Annotated in this window: 20 protein-coding genes and 2 pseudogenes; 10 read left to right on the top strand and 12 right to left on the bottom strand. The window is 58.3% G+C overall.

Translation table 11 applies throughout. The features are described from left to right. Nucleotides 1-605: 605 nt before the first annotated feature. From CSV86_RS05255 to CSV86_RS05235, 5 genes are all read left to right on the top strand, one after another. Nucleotides 606-1,868: a TolC family protein gene (locus tag CSV86_RS05255; RefSeq protein WP_004574340.1), complete on the top strand. Its 1,263-nt coding sequence runs from the start codon at nt 606-608 to the stop codon at nt 1,866-1,868. Beyond that, a complete protein-coding gene (locus tag CSV86_RS05250; protein ID WP_009394816.1) occupies nt 1,865-3,325 on the top strand; it encodes an efflux RND transporter periplasmic adaptor subunit in 1,461 nt (486 codons plus the stop codon). Before CSV86_RS05255 ends, CSV86_RS05250 begins: the two co-directional genes overlap by 4 nt. Continuing rightward, nucleotides 3,322-6,471, top strand: coding sequence for an efflux RND transporter permease subunit (locus CSV86_RS05245; protein ID WP_004374632.1), 3,150 nt, complete (start codon nt 3,322-3,324; stop codon nt 6,469-6,471). Before CSV86_RS05250 ends, CSV86_RS05245 begins: the two co-directional genes overlap by 4 nt. A 145-nt stretch (nt 6,472-6,616) precedes the next feature. Next, nucleotides 6,617-6,949, top strand: a complete 333-nt coding sequence (locus CSV86_RS05240; RefSeq protein WP_004574339.1) for a DUF2790 domain-containing protein — start codon at nt 6,617-6,619, stop codon at nt 6,947-6,949. Between the two features lie 157 nt (nt 6,950-7,106). After that, the gene (locus CSV86_RS05235) at nt 7,107-8,432 is read left to right on the top strand and encodes an OprD family porin (RefSeq protein WP_009394815.1); all 1,326 of its coding nucleotides are present in this window, start codon (nt 7,107-7,109) and stop codon (nt 8,430-8,432) included. 177 nt (nt 8,433-8,609) lie between these two features. Here the strand turns inward: CSV86_RS05235 and CSV86_RS05230 are convergent, their stop codons facing one another. From CSV86_RS05230 to CSV86_RS05195, 8 genes are all read right to left on the bottom strand, one after another. Continuing rightward, on the bottom strand, nt 8,610-9,053 hold the full coding sequence (locus CSV86_RS05230; RefSeq protein WP_004574337.1) for a DUF411 domain-containing protein: 444 nt from the start codon (nt 9,051-9,053) through the stop codon (nt 8,610-8,612). Continuing rightward, nucleotides 9,043-9,885 carry a c-type cytochrome gene (locus CSV86_RS05225; RefSeq protein WP_023662988.1) on the bottom strand — a complete coding sequence of 281 codons (843 nt, stop codon included), beginning with the start codon at nt 9,883-9,885 and terminating at the stop codon, nt 9,043-9,045. Before CSV86_RS05225 ends, CSV86_RS05230 begins: the two co-directional genes overlap by 11 nt. A gap of 9 nt (nt 9,886-9,894) precedes the next feature. After that, a complete protein-coding gene (locus CSV86_RS05220; RefSeq protein ID WP_009394813.1) occupies nt 9,895-10,986 on the bottom strand; it encodes a copper resistance protein B in 1,092 nt (363 codons plus the stop codon). Then, on the bottom strand, nt 10,976-11,287 hold the full coding sequence (locus tag CSV86_RS05215) for a hypothetical protein (protein ID WP_003246749.1): 312 nt from the start codon (nt 11,285-11,287) through the stop codon (nt 10,976-10,978). The genes CSV86_RS05220 and CSV86_RS05215 overlap by 11 nt, the downstream gene beginning before the upstream one ends. Nucleotides 11,288-11,299: 12 nt before the next feature. Beyond that, a complete protein-coding gene (locus tag CSV86_RS05210) occupies nt 11,300-13,114 on the bottom strand; it encodes a copper resistance system multicopper oxidase (RefSeq protein ID WP_009394811.1) in 1,815 nt (604 codons plus the stop codon). Between the two features lie 193 nt (nt 13,115-13,307). Further along, nucleotides 13,308-13,514, bottom strand: a complete 207-nt coding sequence (locus tag CSV86_RS05205) for a co-regulatory protein PtrA N-terminal domain-containing protein (RefSeq protein WP_003139535.1) — start codon at nt 13,512-13,514, stop codon at nt 13,308-13,310. 256 nt (nt 13,515-13,770) lie between these two features. Beyond that, nucleotides 13,771-15,048 (bottom strand): ISL3 family transposase, encoded by a 1,278-nt coding sequence (locus CSV86_RS05200; protein ID WP_000610830.1) that lies wholly within the window; start codon nt 15,046-15,048, stop codon nt 13,771-13,773. Between the two features lie 12 nt (nt 15,049-15,060). Then, nucleotides 15,061-16,065, bottom strand: coding sequence for a permease (locus CSV86_RS05195; protein WP_040363373.1), 1,005 nt, complete (start codon nt 16,063-16,065; stop codon nt 15,061-15,063). Nucleotides 16,066-16,206: 141 nt separating this feature from the next. Here CSV86_RS05195 and CSV86_RS05190 point away from each other — a divergent pair, with 141 nt between their 5' ends. From CSV86_RS05190 to CSV86_RS05170, 5 genes and pseudogenes are all read left to right on the top strand, one after another. After that, a complete protein-coding gene (locus CSV86_RS05190; protein WP_000349485.1) occupies nt 16,207-16,521 on the top strand; it encodes an ArsR/SmtB family transcription factor in 315 nt (104 codons plus the stop codon). A gap of 276 nt (nt 16,522-16,797) precedes the next feature. After that, nucleotides 16,798-17,058: a BufA2 family periplasmic bufferin-type metallophore gene (bufA2, locus tag CSV86_RS05185; protein ID WP_004577564.1), complete on the top strand. Its 261-nt coding sequence runs from the start codon at nt 16,798-16,800 to the stop codon at nt 17,056-17,058. A gap of 44 nt (nt 17,059-17,102) precedes the next feature. Next, nucleotides 17,103-17,939 (top strand): MNIO family bufferin maturase, encoded by an 837-nt coding sequence (gene bufB, locus CSV86_RS05180; RefSeq protein ID WP_003139536.1) that lies wholly within the window; start codon nt 17,103-17,105, stop codon nt 17,937-17,939. Continuing rightward, nucleotides 17,936-18,726 (top strand): annotated as a pseudogene (locus CSV86_RS05175) (HvfC/BufC family peptide modification chaperone). The gene bufB and the pseudogene CSV86_RS05175 overlap by 4 nt, the downstream one beginning before the upstream one ends. Nucleotides 18,727-18,926: 200 nt before the next feature. Beyond that, a complete protein-coding gene (locus CSV86_RS05170; protein WP_170394426.1) occupies nt 18,927-19,091 on the top strand; it encodes a hypothetical protein in 165 nt (54 codons plus the stop codon). A gap of 19 nt (nt 19,092-19,110) precedes the next feature. Here CSV86_RS05170 and CSV86_RS05165 read toward each other — a convergent pair whose 3' ends face one another. The 4 genes and pseudogenes from CSV86_RS05165 to CSV86_RS05150 all read right to left on the bottom strand — a co-directional run bounded on the left by CSV86_RS05165 (nt 19,111) and on the right by CSV86_RS05150 (nt 25,088). After that, a complete protein-coding gene (locus tag CSV86_RS05165) occupies nt 19,111-19,311 on the bottom strand; it encodes a heavy-metal-associated domain-containing protein (RefSeq protein WP_003139539.1) in 201 nt (66 codons plus the stop codon). A gap of 98 nt (nt 19,312-19,409) precedes the next feature. Further along, nucleotides 19,410-20,837, bottom strand: coding sequence for a UvrD-helicase domain-containing protein (locus CSV86_RS05160; RefSeq protein ID WP_037058566.1), 1,428 nt, complete (start codon nt 20,835-20,837; stop codon nt 19,410-19,412). Then, nucleotides 20,827-22,554: pseudogene (locus tag CSV86_RS05155) on the bottom strand (ATP-dependent nuclease). The gene CSV86_RS05160 and the pseudogene CSV86_RS05155 overlap by 11 nt, the downstream one beginning before the upstream one ends. Before the next feature lie 173 nt (nt 22,555-22,727). Then, on the bottom strand, nt 22,728-25,088 hold the full coding sequence (locus tag CSV86_RS05150; protein ID WP_023662984.1) for a heavy metal translocating P-type ATPase: 2,361 nt from the start codon (nt 25,086-25,088) through the stop codon (nt 22,728-22,730). Nucleotides 25,089-25,093 lie beyond the last annotated feature (5 nt).

Raw genomic sequence — 25,093 nt, 5'->3', positions numbered from 1 at the left:
CTATCGCTTGCTCGATTGAAATCTCACCCGCTACAAAATCAGCTCCCCCTTTGAGATTAGACACTCTATTTGATCCAAATCAACGAAGTGCTGTTATCGTCAAAAGGAGCGCTCATGCCTCGAGGCAATCTGCTATAGTCGCCCTATAGCCCCGCTTGGTGAATTGCTGTGCGTCGGATTGGATTGATCCTGGTAATGATTGCTAGCCTCGTGCTGCCGACCTTCGGCGGTATGGCTTTCAGCATGCCGGCACAACCTTGCCCGATGCAGAGCGCCGATCATCAGGGCCATGCAACGGCCGATGCTCCGTGCTGCGAGCAAATGGACACGTCTGATGGGGTGGCCAATAAGTCTCCCTGCAAATCCGGCCAGGAATGCAAGACCGGAGGACTTCTCCAGACCAATGTGATCAAGAGCATATCCCCTCTTCCCTCACGCCCCGAAATATTGCTGACACAGTCGGTGATTAAGCGAGAGCCAGCAGGACTCTGGCGCCCTCCTCGTTTCGTCTAATGCAGTGATCATCCCGCGCCTTACAGTCAGGCGCATCGTCGCGGCCACGTTTCGTAGCTGCGACCTCGATCAATCGCATTGGAGGCGAAAGCATGTCCGCTTTCCTTTTTCCACGCCGTGGCTATCTCGGTGTGTTGGCTGCCGCATTCTGGGCAGCTCCCTGGCTTGCCGCGCAGGCGCAGCCCCTAACCTTCGAACGAGCCCAAGCTCTGGCCGAGCAGAGTGCCCCTGAGAACCTCGCGCGCCAGGCGCAGGTGGCTTCGGCACAACAGGCTGTAGGGCCCGCAGACGCCCTGCCCGATCCCAAGCTGATTCTAGGCATCGACAACCTGCCGATCGAAGGCCCTGACCGTTACACACTTAATCGTGACTCCATGACCATGCGCCGCATTGGGCTCATGCAGGAAGTCCCCAACAGTGACAAGCGTCAGGCTCGGCGCCAGGTGGCCGAGGCTTCAGTTGTCCGAGCCGAGGCCGAGCAGCGTGCCATGCAGTTGGAGATCAAGCGCCAGACAGCAGTGAGCTGGCTGGACGTGTACTACGCCGAACGCAGTGTTGGCCTCTTCGATCAACTGGACCGTCAGATCGAGATGCTCCGCTCGACCGTGCAATCGCTGATTGCCGGCGGTAGTGCTCAGCCTGGCGAGCTGTTGCAGGCCGACCAGGAAGCTTTGGCGTTACAAGATCGGCGAGATGAACTGAATCGCGATGTGGCAGTAGCTCGTGCCAAGCTGCGCCGCTGGATAGGCAACGAGGCTGACCAGCCTTTGCAAGGAGGTGTTCCCAATCTGAACCTGGTGGTACCGCACCTGCAGCAACGCATTGCCTCACACCCTGAGTTGCGCGCTGCCTCCGCCCGAGTCGGCGAGGCTAGCGCCGAGCTGAACGAGGCCATCGCCGAGAAGACCCCCGACTGGGGTGTTGAGTTTGCCTACAACAATCGCGACAACCAATTCGGCGATATGGTGATGGTGCAATTTACCTTCGACCTGCCGTTGTTCGTAGGCACACGTCAGGGGCCCAAGATCAACGCCAGACAACAAAGCGTGTCGCAGATGGAAGCCGAGCAGGAAGCATTACTGCGCGCCCATCAGGCTGAGCTGGAAGGCGGTATTGCCGAGCTTGAGCAACTGCGCAGGACCTTGTCACGCACCGAAAAAACCTTGATCCCGCTTGCAAGCAAACGTGCCGATCTCGAACTTGCCGCTTACCAGGCCGGCAACAGCCAGCTGACATCCGTCCTCACCGCCCAGCGCGACCTGATCGAGGCTCAGCTACGGCAGATTGAACAGCAGCGCAAGCTGAGCCAGCTCTCCGCAAGCCTGTACTACGCCTATGTGGAGGGACTGAAATGAAGATATCGGCATTTGGTTTTGCGGTCGCCTTGCTGGCCGTGGGCATTGGCGCGGCGGGCGGTGGCTACTGGCTGGCCCAGCGGCAAGCCAAACACGAGATCCTGCCTAGCTCCGCACCGACGGACGAGCGCAAGGTGCTCTATTGGTACGACCCGATGCAGCCTGAGCAGCGCTTCGATAAGCCGGGCAAGTCACCTTTCATGGATATGGAACTTGTCCCTAAATACGCAGGATCCGAGCAGGATCCGTCTGTCCTGAGCATCCCCGCTCAAGCCGTGCAGAACCTCGGAATGCGAACCTCGATGGTGATCCGAGGTGTACTGCCCTCGGATATCGAGGCGGTGGGTTCCCTGGCCTATAACCAGCGAGAAGTGGCGAACCTCCAGGCCCGCGCCGGCGGATTCGTCGAGCGGGTTTACGGTCGCGCCCCGGGCGATGTGCTGCCTGCCGGAGCCCCCCTGGTCGACCTGCTGATTCCCGAATGGTCCGCCGCGCAGTTGGAGTTCCTGGCGGTTCTGCGTACCGCTGACACTCGCTTGATAAGTGCGGCCCAAGAGCGCCTGCGCCTGCTTGGCATGCCTCAAACGTTGATCGAGCAGGTCCGCCGCAGCGGCAGACCACGGGCGGTGCAAACCCTCACCACACCTATCAGCGGCGAGCTCCAAGCCTTGCAGGTACGCGCCGGGATGACCGTCGAAGCCGGGCAGGATCTGGCGTTGATTAACGGGCTATCCAGTGTCTGGCTCGATGCGGCGATACCCGAGGCCATGGCCGGAAGTATCCAGGTCGGGGACGAGATCCGCGCCAACCTGACGGCCTTTCCTGATCGACCGCTGCTGGGCCGCGTCATAGCCTTGCTGCCGAGTGCCGATCCGCAAACACGCACGCTCACGGTACGCAGCGAGCTACCCAACCCTGCCGGTAAGTTGCGCCCCGGCATGTTCGCCGCCGTACGCCTGAACAGTGCCGTCGAACAATCCACGCTTCTTGTGCCGAGTGAAGCCGTGATTCGCACCGGGAAGCGTGCGTTGGTGATGCTGGTAGAAGGCGATGGGCGCTACCGCCCCCTGGAAATAACCTTGGGCCGCGAGGCTGATGGGCGTCTGGAGGTGTTGTCCGGTCTTGAGGAGGGTCAGGCGGTCGTTATCTCCGGCCAGTTCCTCATCGATTCGGAGGCCAGCCTACAGGGTGTCATGGCCAGCCATGCCGAGCAGGACAATAAGAAGGAACTACATGAGGCCCATGGTGTAATTCGTGCTCTGGACGCGGAGTCAGTCACCCTGGAGCACGGGCCCTTCGAGAGCCTGAATATGCCAGGTATGACCATGGCTTTTCCATTGGTCAGCTCAGAAGTAGCTGTGGGACTTAAGCCAGGAGATCACGTACGTATCGGCGCCCGCCAGAAAAACTCCGGCCTGATGATCGAGCAGCTCAGCAAGGAAGGAGACCAGCCATGATCGCACGCCTGATCCACTGGTCTATCGGCAATCGCTTTCTGGTGCTGCTGGCGACCCTGTTCATCACCGCCCTGGGCATCTGGTCGCTGCGCAACACGCCGTTGGATGCACTGCCGGATCTGTCCGACACCCAGGTCATCATCCGCACAAGCTTCCCCGGGCAGGCACCGCAGATTGTCGAGAACCAGGTGACCTACCCGCTGGCCACCACCATGCTCTCGGTGCCGGGGGCGAAGACAGTGCGCGGCTACTCGTTCTTCGGCGACTCCTTCGTTTACGTGCTGTTCGAGGACGATACCGACCTCTACTGGGCACGCTCGCGGGTGCTGGAGTACCTCAACCAGGCGCAGGAACGCCTGCCCGAGGGTGTTACCACCACCCTTGGGCCGGATGCCACCGGCGTGGGCTGGATCTACCAGTACGCCTTGGTCGACCGCAGCGGCCAGCATGATCTTGCCCAGCTGCGGGCACTGCAGGACTGGTTCCTTAAGTACGAACTCAAGGGCCTGCCCAACGTAGCCGAAGTGGCCACCCTCGGCGGCATGGTCAAGCAATACCAAGTGCTGCTCGATCCCCAGAAGCTGGTGGCTTATGGGGTAACTCAGCAGGAGGTCGAAGCGGCGCTGAAGAGCGCCAATCAGGAAACCGGCGGCGCCATCCTGGAGCTGGCAGAGCGCGAGTACATGGTCCGGGCTTCAGGCTATCTAGAGAGCCTGGCGGATTTCCGCAATGTGCCGCTGCGGGCTTCGGCCAGCGGAGTTCCGGTGCTGCTGGGTCAGGTGGCCACCATTCAGCTGGGGCCAGAGATGCGTCGTGGCATTGCCGAGCTGGATGGCCAGGGTGAAGTTGTAGGTGGCGTGGTCATCTTGCGCTCCGGAAAGAATGCCCGCGATACCATCGCCGCGGTGAAGACCAAGCTGGACAGCCTGAAGGGCAGCTTGCCGGCCGGCGTCGAGGTGGTCACCACCTATGACCGTTCGCAATTGATCGACCGCGCCATCGATAACCTCAGCTACAAGCTGCTGGAAGAGTTCGCGGTGGTTGCCCTGGTTTGCCTGATCTTCCTCTGGCACCTGCGCTCGTCGCTGGTCGCGATCATCACCCTGCCCCTGGGCATCCTGATGGCCTTCATCGTCATGCGCTACCAGGGCGTCAATGCCAACATCATGTCGCTCGGCGGGATCGCAATCGCCATCGGCGCCATGGTCGATGCCGCCGTGGTGATGATCGAGAACGCGCACAAGCACATCGAGGCCTGGAAGGCTCGACACCCCGGTGAACCGCTTCAGGGCGAGGCGCACTGGCGGGTGATCGGCGAAGCTGCGGCCGAGGTCGGGCCGGCGCTGTTCTTCAGCCTTTTGATCATCACCCTGTCTTTCCTCCCGGTCTTCACCCTGGAGGCCCAGGAGGGTCGCCTGTTTGGCCCGCTGGCATTCACCAAGACCTATGCCATGGCTGCCGCTGCTGGCCTCTCGATCACCTTGGTACCGGTGCTGATGGGCTATTGGATTCGTGGGCATATCCCCAGCGAACAACAGAACCCCTTGAATCGTTGGCTGATCGGTGCATACCGGCCGGTGCTGGAGTGGGTGCTGGCTTGGCCTAAGGTGACCCTAGCGCTGGCCTTGCTAGTGTTTTTGTCCAGTCTCTGGCCCCTCAGCAGACTCGGAGGAGAGTTTCTACCGCCGATGGACGAGGGCGACCTGTTGTACATGCCATCAGCCCTGCCCGGCTTGCCGGCCAGCAAGGCCACCCAGCTGCTGCAGCAAACCAACCGGATGATCCTCACGGTGCCCGAAGTGGCACGGGTATTCGGCAAGGCCGGGCGAGCAGAGACCGCCACCGATCCAGCACCGCTGGAAATGTTCGAGACCACGGTGCAGTTCAAACCACGCGATCAATGGCGCGCGGGGATGACACCCGAAAAGCTGATCGAGGAACTGGATCGCGCGGTAAAAGTTCCGGGGCTGTCCAATATCTGGGTGCCGCCCATCCGCAACCGCATCGACATGCTGGCGACGGGGATCAAGAGCCCCATTGGGGTGAAAGTGTCCGGAACCTCCTTGGTCGACATCGAGCGCATAACGCGCGATATCGAGGCCGTGGCCAAAGAGGTGCCTGGGGTGAGTTCGGCCTTGGCAGAACGCCTTACTGGCGGCCGTTACGTGGACATCCAGATCGATCGACTGGCCGCGGCGCGCTATGGCCTGAGCATCGCCGATGTGCAGGCGGTGGTATCGGGCGCCATCGGCGGCAGCAATATTGGTGAGACGGTTGAAGGACTGGCCCGCTTCCCGATCAACCTGCGCTATCCCAAGGAGTGGCGAGACAGTCCGCAGGCACTACGGCGTATGCCGATCCTCACGCAAGCCGGCCAGCAGATCACCTTGGGCACCGTCGCCCAGGTTAGTCTGACCGAAGGGCCGCCAATGCTGCGCAGCGAGAACGGGCGTCTGTCCGGTTGGGTCTATGTCGATGTCCGTGGGCGCGACCTGGCATCGACCGTGCGCGAGTTGCAGCAACGCGTAGCTGAGCAGGTACAACTCGATGCTGGCATGACCGTCTCCTACTCCGGTCAGTTCGAGTTCCTGGAGCGCGCCAATGCACGGCTGGCCTGGGTGGTACCGGCGACCTTGTTGATCATCTTCGTGCTGCTTTACCTGACCTTCAGCCGCTTCGGTGAGGCCCTACTGATCATGGCAACCCTGCCCTTCGCCCTATCGGGCGGCATCTGGCTGCTCTACTGGTTCGGCTTCAACCTGTCGGTTGCCACTGGGGTCGGCTTTATCGCCTTGGCCGGCGTCTCGGCGGAATTTGGGGTGATCATGCTGCTGTACCTGAAGAATGCCTGGCATGCACGTATGGATGCCGGGCGCAGCGGTGACCCGGCACTACTGGAGGCAATTCGTGAAGGCGCAGTGCTGCGCGTGCGGCCCAAGGTGATGACGGTGGCCGTGATCATCGCCGGCCTGTTGCCAATCCTCTGGGGCGGAGGTGCCGGATCTGAAGTGATGAAGCGCATCGCCGCGCCCATGGTCGGCGGCATGATTACCGCGCCGCTGATGTCCATGTTGGTTTTGCCGGCCGCGTACTGGCTGATGCGAAGGCAGCGTACACAGAAGGTTCGCGCACCGCAGGAGCTATAGCTTTACAAACCCGGGCAAGCCACGCGCCAAGCTGACTCGCCCGGGTAACGCGGCAGGAAGCATTACGGCGATGTAACTTTGACTTCATTTTTATGACAGGTTGAGCGGATATATTTTAATCACCACCTTGAAGGAGTGATTAAACATGAAAAGCCTCAAAGTTATTGCAGCCCTTGCCGCTATGGTTGTTTCCTCTGCCACTCTGGCAGAAGGCGGCGCTGATCGTGTTTATGGTCGGATGATTCAGGCCAATGAGCAGGCCATGCAAGAGTATGCTGCCGCTAACGGAAAGAATCCGCCTGAAGTTATTCATTACCGCTACGGCATGAAACTCGATATCGCCAGGGTCGTGGCCACTACCCCGACGGACTCTAGCTGCGGTGTGATGCCGGCCCAGATGACCTACGAGGACTCCAATGGCGATCTGAATATTCTTGAATACCGGGCAGCCGGGACAGGTTGCCGTAATCAAAACTAGATAAATGACATCGCGCTGACTGAAATGTAATTTCCAAGTCACCCTGACGTTATTTGGCATGTGGAAATATGACCAAGGCGTGCCTGGCTATGCCCGGCGCGCTTGGCACATATATGCGACCACACAATGACAACTGCCAATAACATCAGGAGCATTTATGAATAACAGAACCCTGTTAGGACTTTCTCTGCTCACTCTGAGCGTCAGTACCGGGCAAGCTGCGATGGCCGCCGGCGAGAAAGGCGAGGGATTTATCGAAGGCAGCAGCCTGACCATTCTCAATCGAAATCTCTACTTCAACCGCGATTTCCGTAAAGGCCAGTCCAGCAGCTCGGGTAATGGCTATTCGGAAGAGTGGGCGCATGGCGTGATAGGCAGATTCGAGTCTGGTTTCACCGAGGGCACCATAGGCTTTGGTGTCGATGCCTTTGCCATGCTAGGGCTCAAGCTTGACACCGGCGACGGCCGTTCTGGAGCAGGCGGCTCAGTCGACGTGATGCCTTACAACAGCCTCGGGCAGGCTGAGGACAACTACTCAAAACTGGGGGGCGCGGTGAAAACTCGGTTCATGGATACCGAGATCAAGGTAGGCGACGTCTTTCCTGTCAGCCCTGTCGTCCAATACGGTGATGCGCGGCTTTTACCGGAGAGTTTCCGAGGTATCACCGTGCTCAACAGCAGCGTGGAAGGACTGTCGCTTCAAGGCGGTCGCCTCCACTCGATGAGCCAACCCAATACCAGCAGCATGCGCGACGGCTTCGCTACCTTCTACGCAGGCGAAGTGGACTCGCCATGGATCGCCTATTTCGGTGGTGATTACACGCTTAATGACAACGTCGGCTTTAGTCTCTACACCAGCCGCCTCAAGGATGCCTGGAATCAATATTACGCGGGCACCACGCTGAGCTACCCGCTTGCGGACGATGTCGCCTTGATCGGCGGGCTGAACTACTACAAGGCGGTCGATGAAGGGAAGCAGCTCCTCGGGAGCTTCGATAACAACATCTGGAGCGGCAAGGTCGGCATCCAATTCGGCGCTCACACAGTACTGGTGGGTCTCCAGCGCAACAATGGCGATGATGACTTCGATTACTTGCGCCAATCGGACTCCATCTACCTCGACAACTCCATCCAGTACAGCGACTTCAACTCGCCGAAGGAGAAGTCATGGCAAGTGCGCTACGACCTGGATATGGAGTCTTTCGGTGTGCCTGGGTTGAGCTTCATGACTCGATATGCCCAGGGCTGGGATGCCGACTACAGCAAGGCCAACGAAGTCTATATGCGCCGTGATGACAACGGCGATCCGTTGACCAACCAGAAGCGCTGGGAGCGGGACATCGAGGCCAAGTACGTTGTGCAGACTGGATCACTGAAGGATATGTCTTTCCGTGTTCGCCAAATGACCACTCGCGCGACCGATTACGAGTCGGATCTGGATGAAGTCCGCCTGATTGTCGAGTACCCGCTGGAAGTTCTCTAACCCTGGCAAGCGGGCGGGTTGATTGCCCGCTCGCGCCTTGGTCCTGCTGTCCCCTCGTAGTGCTCCTTTGGTTTGGAGACAGCCCTTGGCGCCCTCGGGCGCCTTTTTTACTTAGGTTAAAGGGCGTATGAAAAAGAGTCGGCCACTACACACAAGCGGCCGTGCTGGCAGGCAGTACTACTGAGCGGGATATTCTGCAACGACCTGATCAGACCCCGCCTTGGTCAAGCCAATGACCTGGTAGGCATGCTGTACGCCATCGACTTCCATACCGGGGGAGCCCGCCGGCATCCCGGGAACAGCGATGCCCACGAGATCATCGCGCTTGGTGAGCTCGATGACCTGAGCCGCCGGCACATGACCTTCGACGAACTTGCCGTCAATCACCGCGGTGTGACAAGACGCCAACCGCGGCGCAACGCCCAGACTTTGCTTCACTGCCGACATGTTGCTTTCGACATGGTCGACGACTTTGAAGCCATTCGCTTCGAGGTGTGAGATCCACTTCTTGCAACATCCGCAATTAGCATCACGATGGACATCAATCGTCAGGGCATCAGCGGCTTGAACTCCAGTTGTGACGGAGAGAGCGGCCAGCAAGGCCAGATATTTAGCTTTCATGCACGTGCTCTTTGCCATCGGCGTGGGTGTGGGTCTTGGGCGAGGCATTCGGAGTTTGCTCGGAATGATGGTCTCCGCCGCTTGGGGCGGCCTCATCCCCGGCATGGTGATCATCGCCACTCATGTCCGAATGGTGACCTGCCTCAGGTGCGGAGCCACCCTCGCTATCAGTAGCCGCGGCATCGTGATGGCCAGGCTCTCCGGCATCACCTGTTCCATGATGGTCTTCGCCACCGCCGCTATTGCCATGATGGCCAGGCTTGTTGTCGCCGTGCTGACCTTCATGATTGTGCATTTGCGTTTCCCCACCACCATGCTGATGGCCGCCACTGGATGCGACGAGTGCTTGGTATTGCTTGGCATCCATCGTCGGCAATTGGTCAATGAAGGCAACCATGCCCCAGATGTACTCATCGCCCATGCTCTTGCCCCACGCAGGCATACCCGTTGCCTTGATGCCATGCTTGATCACCCAGAACGCTGCTGACGGATTGCCATCGACACCGATCTTGGCGAGGTTGGGAGGCGCAGGGTAAAGCGATTGGCTTAGCTCGGTCTCCGCCACACCTGGCGCCAAATGACAGCCGATACACATGGAGTTGTAGTTGCCCGCACCGGCGCGAATAAGAGCTTGATCATCCAGGTTGGGAACCTCGATGTCCTGCGAACGGACTTCGATAGAGCGGTCGCGGGCCATCGTGAGAAACGCATGCACTGCAGGAAAATGGGGATCATCGGCCCCCACGTTGACCACGCCAAAGTAGGCGCCGGCCAGGACAGCTGTGCTACCGACCACGCCGGCCGCCACCAAAGTTTTAATTGTTCTTTTCATGTCAGGTTCTCAAAACCACATCCGGATACCGGCGACAAAACGCGCCTCGTCTACATCACCGCCCTCGTCGCGCACCATGTCTGCCGTGTTGCCATAGGAGCGGCTCCAGGAAACCCCGACATAGGGAGCAAACTGTCTGACAATCTCGTAACGCAGACGCAAGCCGAGCTCGGTATTTGCCAACCCAGACCCCACACCTCGCTCAGGATCGTTCTTGCCGTAGAAGTTCATTTCGGCAGTTGGCTGGAGAATCAGCCGGTTGGTCAGCAGAATGTCGTACTCGCCCTCCAGTCGGGCAGCAGTTTGGCCATTCTCGCCGACGAAGGCCGTGGCTTCGGCCTCAAAGGCGTAAAGCGCCATGCCCTGGATACCGAAGGCAGCCCAAGTCTGCGGCGACTCCGGTTTAAAGTCCTGGCGAACGCCCGCGACGACATCCCACCAAGGGCCGATCGAGCGGCCGTACAGCAGCTGTAATTCAGCGTCCTCGGTAACGCCGTTGGTACGCTCGCCTTCGGAGCGGAACCAGACCCGGTTGATATCACCGCCTACCCAACCCGACGCATCCCAGGCCAGGGTGCTGCCCTCATCTGCGTCTTGGTATTCGAGCTGATCGAGCAGGAAAAAGCTGTTGATGGCGCTGTCATGCACCTTGTGGCCAGGCAGTGGCGGGAAAGCCGCTTGGCGATCAGCATCCGTCAGAACGGGAATCGGCGTACGACTGGTAGTTCTCGGGGCTTCAGCGGAGCCATGGTTCATCTTCGAATGATCCATGCCCTCCATCTGTCCCTGCATGGTGCCGTGTCCCATCTTGCTGTGGTCCATGGCTGGGGCCTTCTCTTGGCTCTGGCTGTGGCCCATCTGGCTATGGTCCATGCTGCCCGATTCGCTCTGCATGGCACCATGATCCATCTTGCTGTGATCCATGCCCTCCATCGGCGTTTTGGCGGAACCGTGGCCCATCTGGCTGTGGTCCATCGACATGGAGCCGTGCCCCATTGCCGAATGATCCATTTCTTCCGCAGCCTGGGTAACGCCGCCGCTGAGTGCACTCAGCGACACGGCCAGCGCTATGAGGGACGGGCGTGAAAACCTAGTGGTCATGGTTCGAACCTGCTTCGGCTTCGGTGCCGCCATGCTTATCCATCATCTTCTCGTGCCCCATATCGTCATGGTTCATACCCTCATGATCCATGGCGCCATGATCCATCTGATGGCCAGCGGCCTTGCCTTTCGATTGATCTGCAGGCTTGTCACTGGCGTCGGGCGCAGCCGACTCGGCAGCATGTTGTTCGTGCTCGCTGTGCCCCTCACCTGCCAACGACGTCGGCGCGTGCAGAACAGCCAAAAGACTGAACATCGCTGCGCTGCCAAACAGGGCATTACGCTTCATAAAAGTACTCATCAGAAATCTCCTTTACTCATCCACACGGACTTCACGGAACATGCCCATTTCCATGTGGAGCAACAGGTGGCAGTGATAGGCCCAACGCCCCAACGCATCGGCGGTCACCCGATAGCTGCGCTTGGAACCTGGCGGCATGTCGATGGTGTGTTTACGCACCAGGAAATTGCCGTTCGCATCCTCCAGATCACTCCACATGCCATGAAGATGGATCGGGTGAGTCATCATGGTGTCGTTGACCAGCGTGATGCGAACACGCTCGCCGTACTTGAGGCGCAGAGGCTCGGCGTCAGAGAACTTGATTCCATCGAAGGACCAGGAGAATTTCTCCATATGCCCGGTGAGGTGCAGCTCGATGGTGCGACTTGGCTCACGCCCGTCCGGATCAGGGAAGGTGCTGCGCAGGTCAGAGTAAGTCAGGACGCGCCGGCCGTTATCACGCAGGCCGATACCTGGGTCGTCCAGCTTGTGCGTCGGCGTCATGGTCTGCATGTCGACCAAAGGATTGTTGGTCTCTGAGGCCGGGTGTGCCTGCATGTTGCCAGCCATGCCAGCCATGCCAGCCATGTTTGAATGATCCATTCCGGCCATCTGGCTGTGATCCATACCAGCCATGCCACCCTGCATGCTGCCATGATCCATTCCCGCCATATTGCCCTGATCCATCCCGGCCATGCTCCCATGATCCATGCCGCCCATGCTGCCGTGGTCCATGCCCATGTCACCCATGGCAATCAGTGGGCGCGGGTCAGGGCTTGGTACCGGTGCACTCAACCCTTCCTGTACCGCAAGGGTGCCGCGCGCATAGCCAGTGCGATCCATGGATTGAGCAAAGACGGTGTAGGCTTGCTCGCTATCGGGCTCGACTATCACGTCGTAGGTCTCGGCTACGGCGACACGGAACTCATCGACGCTGACTGGTTTGACGTGCTGGCCATCGGCCGCGACTACCGTCATCTTCAGGCCGGGGATACGCACATCGAAGTACGTCATGGCCGAGGCATTGATGAAACGCAGACGAATCTTCTCGCCCGGTTTGAATATGCCGGTCCAGTTGCCATCAGGTGCCTGGCCGTTCATCAGGTAGGTGTAGGTGTAGCCACTGACGTCGGCGAGATCAGTCGGGCTCATCTTCATTTCGGCCCACATCTTACGGTCGGCTACGGCGGCGGACCAACCCATCTCGCTTACGTCATCGATGAAGTCACCAACGGTGCGTTTGTGCTGGTTGTAGTAGTCCGACTGTTTCTTGAGCTTGGCCAGTACCCGCGTTGGATTTTCATCCGTCCAGTCGCTCAGCAACACGACGTAATCACGGTCGTAACTGAAGGGCTCGGGCTCCTTAGCATCGATGACCAGCGCACCGTATACGCCGACCTGCTCCTGGAGCCCAGAATGGCTGTGATACCAGTAGGTGCCGTTCTGGTTGACCTTGAACTTGTACTCATACATGCCATCAGGGGCGATGCCATGGAAGCTCAGGCCAGGAACGCCATCCATGTTCGCCGGCAGGATGATGCCGTGCCAATGGATGGAGGTGTCCTCCTTGAGGCGGTTGCGCACGCGCAATGTGACGGTATCGCCTTCGCGCCAACGAAGAATCGGCCCAGGGAGCGAGCCGTTGATGGTCATGGCCGTGCGCGCTGCGCCGGTGATGTTCACCGGGGTTTCACCGATGAATAGGTCGAATTCGTTACCAGTCAGTACGTTGGGCTGGCCGGGGCTGTTCACCGCCCAGACCGGCGTGCGCCACAGGCCAAGTCCGCCGATAATACCGGTGGCTGCCAGGCCTTTGACGAAGGTGCGCCTTGTGGTTTTGCTTTGCATGCCGTTTTGTCCAATCCGTCAAATGAGCCGGTGATGGTGTGCCCGGTCTCGGGTTCATGGCTGCTTCAATGTCGGGTATTTACCCCTCAACTTTCCACGTCGGTGCATTGCACAAGCCTTACCGACGATGAGCAGTATGAAACTGCCATATCCCAACCATCCGGGTGATTACATTTCTGTAAGGTAGATGACTTCAGCAGTTGGTGTGCTCTGCTTGCTCGGTTGGACTGCTGGCTACAGGAGCCTCAACTTTCTGCTGCTGGGCCACCCGGTAGGCCTCCAGAGACGTCTGGCGTGCCTGCTCCATGCGCGCGAAGGTTCGGTCAGCACCACCTTCAGCCATTGCCAAGCTGGAGATGCTCAGAGCAGTAACTACAAGCAGAGCTTTGATCGATTTCATTTTGGGTATTCCTCGTAAGTTAAGTGGTCCCTGCAACTGCAGAGGCCGAGCTTTAGGCTCGATGTCACGTTAACTAAGAGGGCCTGTCAGCAACCTGAGCCGAACATTACAGTTCTGTCAGGTTGCTATTTCTTTCTTGTAGCCCATCCAGAAGGCTCGGTACTGTCTTTCATGCCCTCATAAAGCCTTGCGAATTTCGGGTATACGGATTTAATGGTTGATGGGGCACCTTTACCCCACCAACCTGATACCATTATCAGATGGTTGATAGATCGACTCCGTAGTTGAGTTCCTCTGCGAAGTCCGGCAGTCCGTAACCGATGGTTTTCTTGTAGAAAGGAGAGACCTTCGCAGTCGGTGCCTTCTTCTTGTGCTTCGTGGTGTAGAGCATTCGTGCCCGCATCACCTCGAAGGAGTAACCGCGCCCTTCACGGTTCTTGTCCTTGGCCAGTCGGTTGATGGACTCCGTGTAAGCGTTGGTGACGGGCATGTCCGTCTCGAAGTAGGTCATGGTCTCTTCGCGCCAGTTTCCCACTGCCCTGACCAGATCGCTCCAGACTTCCTTTTGGCCCTTCGGGATGGTGGCTATCCACTCGTCCAGGGCGGCTTCTGCCTGGAGCCGTGTGGTGGCGTCCCAGATGCCGTAGAAGCGCTCCTTGTGCTCGTAGGCGGCCAGCAGTTGCGGGAACGCGCCTGTCCAGGTCTCCATGATGAGGCGCTCCCGGTCTGAGACTTCGTGAGCGCGTTTCAGCAGGATTTTCCGGTCTCCCTTGAGAGTCCGGCTCTGGGACGGTTTCAGCTCCTTTCTGAGGCCCTTGCGCACTCTCTCTAGGGCATCGTTGGCCATGCGCACCACATGGAACTTATCGACCACGATACGGGCCTGGGGCAGCACAGCCTTGACCGCTGCCCGGTAGGGGTTCCACATGTCCATGCTGACGATCTCGACCTTCTGCCGGTCTTTCAGCTTCATCAGGTAGTTGGTCACCACGTCCTGGCGGCGGGTGGCCAGCAGGTCGAGCAGGGTTCGCTCCTCAATGTTGGTCAGAATGCAGCGGTAGCGCTTGTTCAGGTATAGCTCGTCAATGCCCAGGATGCGGGGCGTCTCGAAGCGGTGCCAGCGCCCCAGGAACTCGGCGCGGGCGTTGAAGATGTCGCGCACCGTCTTCTCGTCCAGGCCGGTCTGTGCCGCCACAAAGGTGTAGGGGTGGTTGAAGGATTCCTTCTCCACGTACTCATGCAGCCGCAGTGTCATACGGAATCCGTCCACCATCTCCGGTAGCTGGGGCCTGAATGTTGTCTTGCAGGCCCGGCAGGTGTATCGGCGGCGGACCACCCAGAGAGTGACCCGCTTGCCGTGGATGGGCAGATCACGATAGGGAACGTCACGCTTGCCGAACCGCACGAACTCACCCTGCACGCCGCACCCCTCGCAGGCTACTGGTGTAGGTGCTTCAAGCCGAAAATGTATGTCTTCATTCTGCTCATCAGAATCCACCAACTGGTACCCAGGAAGGCTTAACGAATTAATCATCTCCCGCCTTGATCAGAAAAACAGGTAGGTGGCGTAACCGGCAATCATCGCCATAGCAAAAATGACTGCTAAAAACGCCGCTAAAAGCTTCAGCGTGAACAAAGAGCGCAACAGAATGAGCTCAGTCAGGCTGGCTCCGGCACTGCCGATGATCAACGCTAGCACCGTCCCGGCACCCACGCCTTTGGCCATCAGAGCCGCTGCCAGAGGTATGACGGCTTCAGCGCGAATATACAACGGCACGCCGATGACAGCGGCAACTGGAATGGCAAAGGGATTATCTGGGCCTGCATACTGCTCCAATAAGTCAGTGGGCATGAAACCATAGATCACGCTGCCAATCGCAATACCGATGAGCAGGTAAGGCAACACATCGATAAAGTCCGACCAAGCTTCCCGCCACACACCACTGTACTTCCCTTCTTTCTTAACCGTGACAGTGGGTTGACTGTCACAGCATTCGCTAGACGTAGAGACTGTTGTCTTCCTATCAGCCCCGCAAGAAGCCGTCTTCGGAGTGGTGTCGCAGCTGTTGGTGCCGCAACTCGATGCGGTCGATGTAGCACTGCACGGGCTTGCTGATGAACTACATCCACTGCTCTCTTGTGTCGCCGTCCGGCGCACATAACGCTCGAAGCCAAGCGTGTGAAGCAGCCATCCGGCACCTACCGCGACCACCAAAGCGGCGAGCACATAGATAGCAGTAAGTGTCCATCCAAACGTGGCAACCAGCAGGCCGACGACGATAGGATTCAGCAACGGAGATGAGAAAAGAAACACCATCATCGGCCCAAAACCGGCCCGTGCCCGAATCAACCCTTTCAACATGGGGATAGTCGAGCAACTACAGAAGGGCGTTATAGCTCCTAAACCAGCAGCAAGAAAATAGCCTCGCTTCCCACTGGAAGTCAGTAACGCTTCCACCTTGGATGGTGGGATGTGACGTTGAAGAACTCCGACCAGCAAGCTAATGCCAATGAATAAAACCGATAGCTCGATAGCGAGAAAGGCGAACATGCCTAGAGCGTCTTGGAGTTGAGATGACATTCAATATTACTCCTATATTTCTAGTATTGTCGAAATGATGTACGCAGCCTACTTGCGTTTATCCGACCTGTCAACTATAATTCTAGAAACATCGAATTATTGGGGCGTGCTATGGATCACGAAAAGGTTGCAGCCAGCTTAGCTGAGCTAGGGAATAGTCACCGACTGTCCGTGTTCCGCTTTCTGGTCAAAGCTGGCCATGATGGGGCTTCGGTCGGAGATATCCAGAAGGGGCTGGGTATTCCTGCTTCGACGCTATCACATCACCTTGCGCGCATGGCCAAGGTAGGGCTGATCCGGCAGGAGAAACATAGCCGCACGATTGTCTGTATACCCGAGTATGGGCACCTAGAGAATTTGATCGGTTTCTTACAAGAGGAATGTTGTGCAGGTGTCCGGATTGCGCATGAACCAGAACCGCTTTGACGCTTGCCCAGCTCTCGCTGTCCTCCCTAGTCAGCATCGCTATGAAGACTCAGGCGAAGGTGGAAACAGAAAATTGGCAGTAGAGTAGGCTGAAGAGGATCAATCAGATAATCCGCTGAGAAAGATTTTCTTCTTTACATCTTTGGCATTTTATCAACCAGAAATTCCGGATACCCCGAATTTCTTGAGAGGGCATGCTCGGCAGCGATGCCTAAGCTACTCAGGGTCATTCGCACCCGCGGATAAGACCACCAACAATTAAGAGAGATTGTCACTATGTCGAATAAATCCAACGTCGCTACCGGTGCCGCTCTGGCTCTCGTGGCCGCCAGCCTGTTTGCTACCCTGCCTGTCCAGGCCGCCCAGGACACCAAAGCAGCTGAAGTGAAGTGCTTCGGCGTCAACGGTTGCAAGGGCCAGAACGACTGCATGACCGCCAAAAATGCCTGCAAAGGCCAGGGAGAATGTAAAGGCCAGGGTTTCAAGCTGATGACTCAGGCCAAGTGCGATGAGGCCGGTGGCAAGACCAGCGAATAATGCCGTTGCGGGGAGTGCCTGCCACTCCCCTGCTGGAGTCTTGAATGAGTAAGCGCAAAACACTGGGTTTCGGTCTTGGCCTTCGCAGTGAGTATTACCAGCAGATTCTTGAACAGCGACCTGCGGTCGACTGGTTTGAGATCATTTCCGAGAATTACCTGGTGGGCGGTGGCAAGGCCCTCTACTTTCTCGATGCGATTGGCGAGCAATACCCGTTGGTGATGCACGGAGTATCGCTGTCGATCGGCGGTTCGCATAACCTGGACATGGGCTACCTACGACAGCTCAAGCAACTGGCGGACCGGGTACAGCCCCAGTGGGTTTCCGACCACTTGTGCTGGAGTCGCGGCAACGCCCATCAACTCCACGACCTGCTGCCGCTGCCGTTTACCCAAGAAAGCCTGCTGCATGTCGCCGCGCGGGTGCGTCTAGTGCAGGATGTTCTGGAACGTCCCATTGTGCTGGAGAACGTTTCTTCTTACGTGCAGTGGAAGACGTCCAGCATGAGCGAATCGCAGTTTCTCTCGGAACTGAGTTTCCTGACCGGTTGCGAATTGCTCCTTGACGTGAACAACGTCTACGTCAGCGCACGAAATCAGGATTTCGACCCATGGCAGTTCATCTTGGAATTGCCGCACGAGCGGATTCGTCAAATTCACCTGGCCGGGCATAGCGATTACGGGCAATACCTCATCGACACCCACGACCAGCCCATCGCTGACCCGGTTTGGGCGCTCTACAGCAAGACTTTGAGCTACTTGGGTCCAACGTCGACGTTGATCGAGCGGGATGATCATTTTCCACCGTTCGAGGATCTGTTATCCGAGTTGGAGCATGCCCGAGCTATCGCCAATGGCGTGATATCGAGGGCAACCCTTTGAGCCTAAGCGCCTTACAGACTGCATTTGAAACTTACCTGACAGATGGTGCCCTGCCCTCCAACGAGCTTTTGGAGCAAGTCCGGGGTTGCACTGCGCTGAGTGCCCTCGAAGGCCTGCGGATCTACCATAACGCCTATCGCTCGCGCCTGCTGGCGGTGCTGCGCGAGGATTTCCCGGCGCTGCAGCAATGGCTGGGAGAAGAGTCGTTCGAGCAACTCGCACTGGCCTATATCGCCGCCTGGCCACCGCGGCATTTCAGCATTCGCTGGCTGGGTGAAAAGCTGCCCGAGTTCATTCGCAGCTACATTGCGGAACCTCAACTTTCACCGATGCGCGAACTCGCGGAGCTGGAGTGGGCTTTTACACTGGCTTTCGATGCTCAGGATGTCGAAGCGCTTTCACTGCAGGCCATCAGTGAGTTTTCGGCTGAAGACTGGGTTTCATTCAGGGTTTCCCTGACTCCATCTGCCAGATGGCTGCGATTGCAGTACAACACCCTGGCGCTGTGGAAGGCTGCCAAGTCTGGGGATCTGCTTCCCGTTGCCACCCAACCAGCCGGGAATCGAGACTGTCTGGTCTGGCGTCATAACCTCGTATGCCATTACCGAAGCCTGGAGCCAGAAGAGGCGTCAGCATTGCGGTTTTTCGTCGAGGGTGGATCGTTCGCCGAACTCTGCGAGTCATTGAGCGCAACACATGGAGAGCAAGCCCCCTGCAGGCCGCAACTTGGTTGAAATTGTGGGTCAACGAAGGTTTGCTAAAGCTCAGGGCAACTATTCACGAATGACCCGGAACCTATAGGCTAGCGGCTTCTCTTTGGCCACTCCCGAGCGCGTCTATGACACACCGCATCATTCATTTCAAACAGCAAGCCTTGCTGGACCCAGAGACTTACCAGGCGATGCTGGCCGACGGCGTCGGTCATTGGGGGCGCTTGTAGGAAAAGTCGTCGGAATAGAAGACGAGAAAAGCCACGAGTTCGCCGCATTGAAAAGCCTGTTCAAGCGAAAGCGCTACTCCTATGACACGCTGGAAATGCGCGAGCCAGGCGATCACTCAAACTGGCTTCGCGGCCGAGATGGGGATGAAGGTATTACTAACGAGGTCACCAGTATTCACGGGCTGAAAGAGCTCTCAGAACTGGAGATTTAGTCGGTCGGCAGGCCAGCGCTCAAGCGCTGACCTGGGCCGCATAACCAAGCTCCTGGATCAGCTCGCGGATCGATTCGGCACTTTCTGTGCTCTCTACAGTGACCTTGCCGGCTGCCCGATCCACCTCTACGCGTGCGTCCTGATCCAGCGTCTGGATGGCCTTCGTGATTTTGCTGACACAACTGCCACAACCCATACCCGAAACATTCAGGCTGAACATCTCTCTCACCTCATTTCGTCCGCGGCTCAAGTTACCGCACAGACAGCATCGACCTTGACACGATGGCAAGGTCAAGTGCGCAAACGCAACAGTAAGGCTCAGCCGTTGTTCACAGGCATCAGGATGGGGTTCGATGAACACACCACTACGTGCCTTGCGCCCCTCGTAAGGGCGACATACAGATTCTGAGCGGTCATAAGTTCAGGATGCAGAACAACCGAGACATCCGCCTCGAGCCCCTTGAGAAGTAATGTGCTGCCTACCGAGCGTCTTGCGATGGGGCGGGCAAGGTGTCGATTGCGTTCTCGCGCTTGAATGGCTGCACTCAGAAAGTCGGCTGTACCTCCCGCCACAGCTTGCATAGCGGACCGGCAGCAGTGCAGAACTTCCGGTCGGTACACCCGTGCCCCCGGCTGTTCGGCGAGGGCGTTGAGCACAAGGAGTGCTCGCTGCGGTGTTGGCTCCCCGACGAATGCGACGGCCTCGGCCTCGGCTGGGGTCGGTGGCGTTCGGGCACGTCCTGTGCGCAGAGACTCCACACGCGTTCGCAGGTTTGCTGCACCTACCCCCGTCATCACGCTTGAAGCAAATTCCGCAAGTTGTGCCAGAGCATTGGCACCCTGCAGGTTAAAGTTCCTGGCGAAGTTGACGAGGTCCCTTAGGTCGACGGCTTCGACGGCCATGGCGCCGGGTGTCTGGCTCGTGAGCTGATGGCGACCTTGCACGTTGATGGAGTCCCCGATGATGAGGACGCTGCCCCGAGCGTTGGGTGACTCGGTTCTAGCGGCCACCAGCCGCTGCTGGACTTCGGTCCCGGCGTTGAGCTGCACCCAGCGCACTTCTGCCGGAGCCGTGCGCAGATCCACCGGCTGGCCAACTTGAAGTTGCTGCCGTATGGCGAGTAGCCACTGCCCAAGGTTCTCAGCTCCGGCCAGCCGCCAGCGCCAGGGTATCCTCAGCTCTCCTGCCGCGGGGAACAGGGGCTGCACCTCATTCGCCCAATGCACCAGTCGATTGCCACGAAAGTCGAAGATGGCTTGCATTGGGTCACCGAGCACGCAGGTCGGTAGCACCTGGGCCAAACCTGACACGATGGCGTGCTGGACGACGTTGCAGTCCTGGTATTCGTCGACAAGCAAGCGCGCGTAAGTGGCACGGAGAGGCTGAGCAAGGTGGCCTGCCTGCAGTAACAGCATGGCGGCGTGCCGAATTGCAGGGTAGTCGGTGTTGGGCTGGTGGAGCTGTAAGATCTGTGGGTTATGGCCGCTTCGCGCTGGGAACTTAGCGATGAGGCGCATCGAGAATCCATCAATGGTGGAGACTCGATATGCGGAGTTAGGAACGCCGGCTCGTCTCAGGCGTGCCCGTAAGGCCGCAACGCCTGCGTTCGTGTGCGTTAGTACGAGTATGGGTTTGCTCTGCCTATGCGCGATGAGCGTCTCGGCAATCAATTGCGTTTTTCCACAACCTGCGGGGGCTGTTATGGAGCCACGCTCGATAGCGAAAAGATCGATCTCAAGGGGCACTTGTAAACGTCCAGAGCTGATTCGTGACTGCCATGAAGCCCTGGTCGGCGTTCTGTAGAGACGGGCCGACGATGTCCCTTGCAACCTCCTGATAGGTTGTCAACGACTTGAACCACCCGCTGTTGCGGATACGAGATGCAGCTCCCAAAAGCTCTCGCGTCGCGGGCAAGTAGCCCTGAATAAGTCTTTCAGCTTTGATGTCATGTAGTGTCATACGTCCTTGGGACTTCGTCTGGATGTGCGCATTCATCAGCTCTGCACCCACTATTGTTTCGGCTTTCGCCAGAAGTGCATCGAGTGCTTGGTCACTGAGATGGCGGAAGATCTCGTCCTCCAGAGTGAGACCTGGTCGCCATGTCAGAATTTGTCCGCCTGCGGCCAAGAATGCTTCAGGTAGCCCTGCGGTCGAAGGTTTGTCGGCGTCTACAAAAACCATCACGCGATAGCCTAGGTTCTGAAGTGCCGTTCCGCGGATAAGACTGTTATCGGGACTTCCCCCGCCGGCGTCCACATAAGCGCCACCATGAGCCAGGAATGAGGTACCGCCAAGGCTGCCCCACCATTAGTCAAGGCCACGCGCGAAGCCAACCTCGCTGGCACCCTCGCAAACGATAATGGATTTGGCGAGGAATGCCTCTGGGTCCTTCCGAAGGGTACTTTGTACTTCGTTGGCCTCCCCTGCCGCCATAACGCTGTGGCGTTGAGGCCCAGACCGAACAACGAATAACTGGCTGCCGGACAATTCGCGCAGCGCGACCGGTGAGTGAGTCGTCATGAAGACCTGCAGCGGAGCGGCAGCGTCCTTTGCGCCCAGGGAGTCCAGGAATCGCATGAGCCGATGAGGTTCAAGCCCATATTCCACCTCATCGACAAGAGCAATTGGCGCGGCGCTAGCTGCAGCTCTTTGCAACCCTGCCACTAGCAATCGCGACGAGCCCGTGCCAAGGGAGCGAAGGGGAATGCCTGTGTCGCTGTGCAGCGCGATCGCACCCTCGCCAATCGACACAGAATGTGCGTCAAGGAGTGCTTGTGGCATCGCTCCAACCGAAACCCCAAGATGCTGAGCCGTGCGTTGCACCACCTCAAGCGTCTGAGTTAGATGTCCGACGGCTTGATTGCCAAAGTTCGCTCTTGCTTGCCTCGCGGCGCGCGCAAGTTCGGCACCTAGCTCTGCACGCTCGTCAGTAAGTCGATTGAGCACTGAGCCACGACTCCACGACAAGTTCGAACTCGCAAAGCTGCCGATACGGGCGGGTGCTAGTGCCGCTCGTTCCTTCCAGGGAAGAGTGCGTTCGAGTTGCTGCTGCTCCGCACGCTCAGAAAAAAGTGTCCAGGTAGGTTCCAGATCGGCACCAACTTGCAGAAGCAAGGTGATAACGGTCTCCAGCCCCGCTCGCGGTTCGTCTTCGACTTCTCCCGTTCCTGGATTGAATCCACGCAAGAACTCGCCGTAAACATCGATATCCATCAGCGATACCTGCAAATCGCCAAGCGTCACACTGATGGTGATGGGTGTTTCGACGTTCAGAGCGAAGAAGTCCATGTCGCCGAACGTGCCGCCCCGGCGGGCACCGACGCAAAGGTCAATCGCATCTAGAATGCTGGACTTTCCACTATCGCCAGGACCTATGAGGCAGTTAATTCCTGGGGCCGGCACCCAGTCGAGCGCCTGGATAGATCGGAAGTTGCTGATAATCAGTCTGCGAATGCGGGCCACGGAGAGTCCTCATGGGTTAACGACGACCAGTCTCCTACCCGCAGCGGCAACAGTCCATCGAACGTCACCTCGTCACTATGTGTTGCGACAGATAGGTCGGACCGGAAACTACCGTACGGCATTTTCCGGTCAGATGCGCTTCTGAATAATCACCTGGTCGGTGGTATGGAAGCCTATCCGATGTCCGTTGATTTCAACCTCAGAGCATTGAAGACCACCGACGCCGAGCTGACACTCATCGCCAGCGCAGCAATCAAGGGCGACAGAAGATGCCCCGTCAGCGGGTACAGCAGCCCCGCTGCTAGCGGGATTCCCATCGCGTTGTAGAGGAACGCAAAGGCGAGGTTCTGCCTCATGTTTTTCACGGTTGCCACTGACAGGGTGCGCGCTCGCAGGATGCCCATCAGATCTCCCTTGACCAGCGTCACTTGGGCGCTGTTCATCGCCACATCGGTACCGGTGCCCATGGCGATACCTACGTCAGACCTGGCCAGGGCGGGCGCATCGTTGATGCCGTCACCCGCCATGGCGACACGACGGCCATAGCCCTGCAAATCGGCGACCAGTTTCTCCTTATCCTGCGGTTTGACCTCACCATGCACTTCCTCGATTCCGAGCTGCTTCGCCACGGCTCTTGCTGTGGTGAGGCCATCACCAGTGGCCATGATGACCTTTACGTCTTCGCTTTGAAGCTTGGAGACAGCCTGTTGAGAAGTAGGCTTGATCGGATCGGAAACGGCCAGGAGTCCCGCCAGGCGACCATCAACGGCCAAATAGATGATGCTGATGCCTTCCAGACGCAGTTGCTCGGCGCGATTGCGCAGTGGGGTAATATCGACGCCCGCCTCGTCCATCAGTGCGGTGTTGCCGAGCTGCAGCTGATGGCCATCGACCTGACCGCGCACGCCAATACCCGAGCCCGACTCGAAAGTGTCCGGCTTGACCAGTGCAATGCCTTGACCCCGCGCATGATCGACGATGGCATGAGCCAGCGGGTGCTCACTACCCTGGTCGAGACTGGCAGCCAGGCGCAGCACTTCATTGGAGTCGTAACCGCCTGTCCCTTCCGCACTATGGAATACGGGGCACCCCTCAGTCAGGGTTCCGGTCTTGTCGACGATGAGCGTGTCGATCTTGCATAGATTTTCGATGGCGCTGGCATCGCGGAACAACACACCGCTGCTAGCGGCCTTGCCAGTCGCAACCATGACGGACATCGGGGTTGCCAGACCCAGGGCGCAGGGACACGCAATGATCAGCACCGCCACCGCATTGATCAGGCCAAATACCCAGCCAGATTCCGGCCCGAACAGCCCCCAGCCGAAGAAGGTCAGAATCGCGATCAGGATCACCCCGACCACGAAATACCCCGCAACGGCATCGGCCATACGCTGCATGGGTGCCTTAGAGCGCTGGGCCTTGGCCACCATCAGCACGATCTGCGACAGCATGGTTTCGGCACCGACTTTCTGCGCCTCCATAACTAGGCTGCCGTGGGTGTTTAGGGTGGCACCGATAAGGGCATCCCCTGCCCGTTTGGTCACGGGTAACGGTTCTCCAGTAAGCATCGATTCGTCGACTGCGCTCTCACCCTCCAGCACAGTGCCATCTACAGGAACCTTCTCGCCTGGCCGGACACGCAGATGATCGCCCTGATGGACATGGGTTAGAGGAATGTCCTCTTCTACTCCATCGGGCATGATGCGCCGCGCTGTCTTTGGTGCCAGTCCCAGCAGCGATTTGATAGCTGCGGACGTCTGCGAGCGGGCCTTTAGTTCGAGCATTTGGCCCAACAGCGTGAGTGAGATAATCACCGCGGCTGCTTCAAAATAGACGCCGATACGTCCGTCCTGGACAAAGGCCGCCGGAAACGACTGCGGAACCAAGGTAGCGGCCACGCTGTAGAGGTAGGCAGCTGCAGTTCCCAATCCGATCAGCGTCCACATGTTGGGGCTGCGGTGCCGGATGGAGTCAATGCCGCGGGCGAAGAACACCCAGCCACCCCATAGCGTCACGGGCGTCGCCAGAGCCAGCTCGACCCAGTTCTGGGTCGTGCCATGAAACAGTTGCAAGGAATGGCCAGCCATCGCCAGCACGGTCACGATGACGGTCAGCGGTAGGGTCCACCAGAATCGCCGAGAGAAGTCCTTCAGCTCCGGGTTTTCCTCCTCTTCCAGCTCCGGGATGACAGGCTCCAGCGTCATGCCACAGATCGGGCAGTTGCCAGGGGTCGGTTGGCGAATCTCTGGATGCATCGGACAGGTATATGCGGCTCCTTCTGGTGCCGATATCGTAGGGTGACTCGTATGCTGATGTGCTTCATGAGACGAGTGGCCCATGTACGAGTGGGGATCAATTTGAAACTTCTGCAGGCATTTGGCACTGCAGAAGCGATAGGTCTTCCCTTCAACGCTCTCGCGGTATGGGCTATCAGATTTCACCTCCATGCCACACACCGGGTCGCGCTGGCTCTCGGAGTGGGCGTGCGAGTTATGTGAATGATCCTGGTCATGATGGCAGGAGGTCTTTTGCATGCGAT

Source organism: Pseudomonas bharatica CSV86, from assembly GCF_000319305.2.
GTDB classification, from domain to species: domain Bacteria; phylum Pseudomonadota; class Gammaproteobacteria; order Pseudomonadales; family Pseudomonadaceae; genus Aquipseudomonas; species Aquipseudomonas bharatica.
Note: the sequence above shows the minus strand (reverse complement) of the source record. Positions and strands in the feature narration are given on the sequence as shown.

Excerpts from the sequence above, each read along its gene's own strand:
- CSV86_RS05255 (WP_004574340.1), top strand. The coding sequence starts at position 606 with ATGTCCGCTTTCCTTTTTCCACGCCGTGGCTATCTCGGTGTGTTGGCT.
- CSV86_RS05250 (WP_009394816.1), top strand. The coding sequence starts at position 1,865 with ATGAAGATATCGGCATTTGGTTTTGCGGTCGCCTTGCTGGCCGTGGGC.
- CSV86_RS05245 (WP_004374632.1), top strand. The coding sequence starts at position 3,322 with ATGATCGCACGCCTGATCCACTGGTCTATCGGCAATCGCTTTCTGGTG.
- CSV86_RS05240 (WP_004574339.1), top strand. The coding sequence starts at position 6,617 with ATGAAAAGCCTCAAAGTTATTGCAGCCCTTGCCGCTATGGTTGTTTCC.
- CSV86_RS05235 (WP_009394815.1), top strand. The coding sequence starts at position 7,107 with ATGAATAACAGAACCCTGTTAGGACTTTCTCTGCTCACTCTGAGCGTC.
- CSV86_RS05230 (WP_004574337.1), bottom strand. The coding sequence starts at position 9,053 with ATGAAAGCTAAATATCTGGCCTTGCTGGCCGCTCTCTCCGTCACAACT.
- CSV86_RS05225 (WP_023662988.1), bottom strand. The coding sequence starts at position 9,885 with ATGAAAAGAACAATTAAAACTTTGGTGGCGGCCGGCGTGGTCGGTAGC.
- CSV86_RS05220 (WP_009394813.1), bottom strand. The coding sequence starts at position 10,986 with ATGACCACTAGGTTTTCACGCCCGTCCCTCATAGCGCTGGCCGTGTCG.
- CSV86_RS05215 (WP_003246749.1), bottom strand. The coding sequence starts at position 11,287 with ATGAGTACTTTTATGAAGCGTAATGCCCTGTTTGGCAGCGCAGCGATG.
- CSV86_RS05210 (WP_009394811.1), bottom strand. The coding sequence starts at position 13,114 with ATGCAAAGCAAAACCACAAGGCGCACCTTCGTCAAAGGCCTGGCAGCC.
- CSV86_RS05205 (WP_003139535.1), bottom strand. The coding sequence starts at position 13,514 with ATGAAATCGATCAAAGCTCTGCTTGTAGTTACTGCTCTGAGCATCTCC.
- CSV86_RS05200 (WP_000610830.1), bottom strand. The coding sequence starts at position 15,048 with ATGATTAATTCGTTAAGCCTTCCTGGGTACCAGTTGGTGGATTCTGAT.
- CSV86_RS05195 (WP_040363373.1), bottom strand. The coding sequence starts at position 16,065 with ATGTTCGCCTTTCTCGCTATCGAGCTATCGGTTTTATTCATTGGCATT.
- CSV86_RS05190 (WP_000349485.1), top strand. The coding sequence starts at position 16,207 with ATGGATCACGAAAAGGTTGCAGCCAGCTTAGCTGAGCTAGGGAATAGT.
- bufA2 (WP_004577564.1), top strand. The coding sequence starts at position 16,798 with ATGTCGAATAAATCCAACGTCGCTACCGGTGCCGCTCTGGCTCTCGTG.
- bufB (WP_003139536.1), top strand. The coding sequence starts at position 17,103 with ATGAGTAAGCGCAAAACACTGGGTTTCGGTCTTGGCCTTCGCAGTGAG.
- CSV86_RS05165 (WP_003139539.1), bottom strand. The coding sequence starts at position 19,311 with ATGTTCAGCCTGAATGTTTCGGGTATGGGTTGTGGCAGTTGTGTCAGC.
- CSV86_RS05150 (WP_023662984.1), bottom strand. The coding sequence starts at position 25,088 with ATGCAAAAGACCTCCTGCCATCATGACCAGGATCATTCACATAACTCG.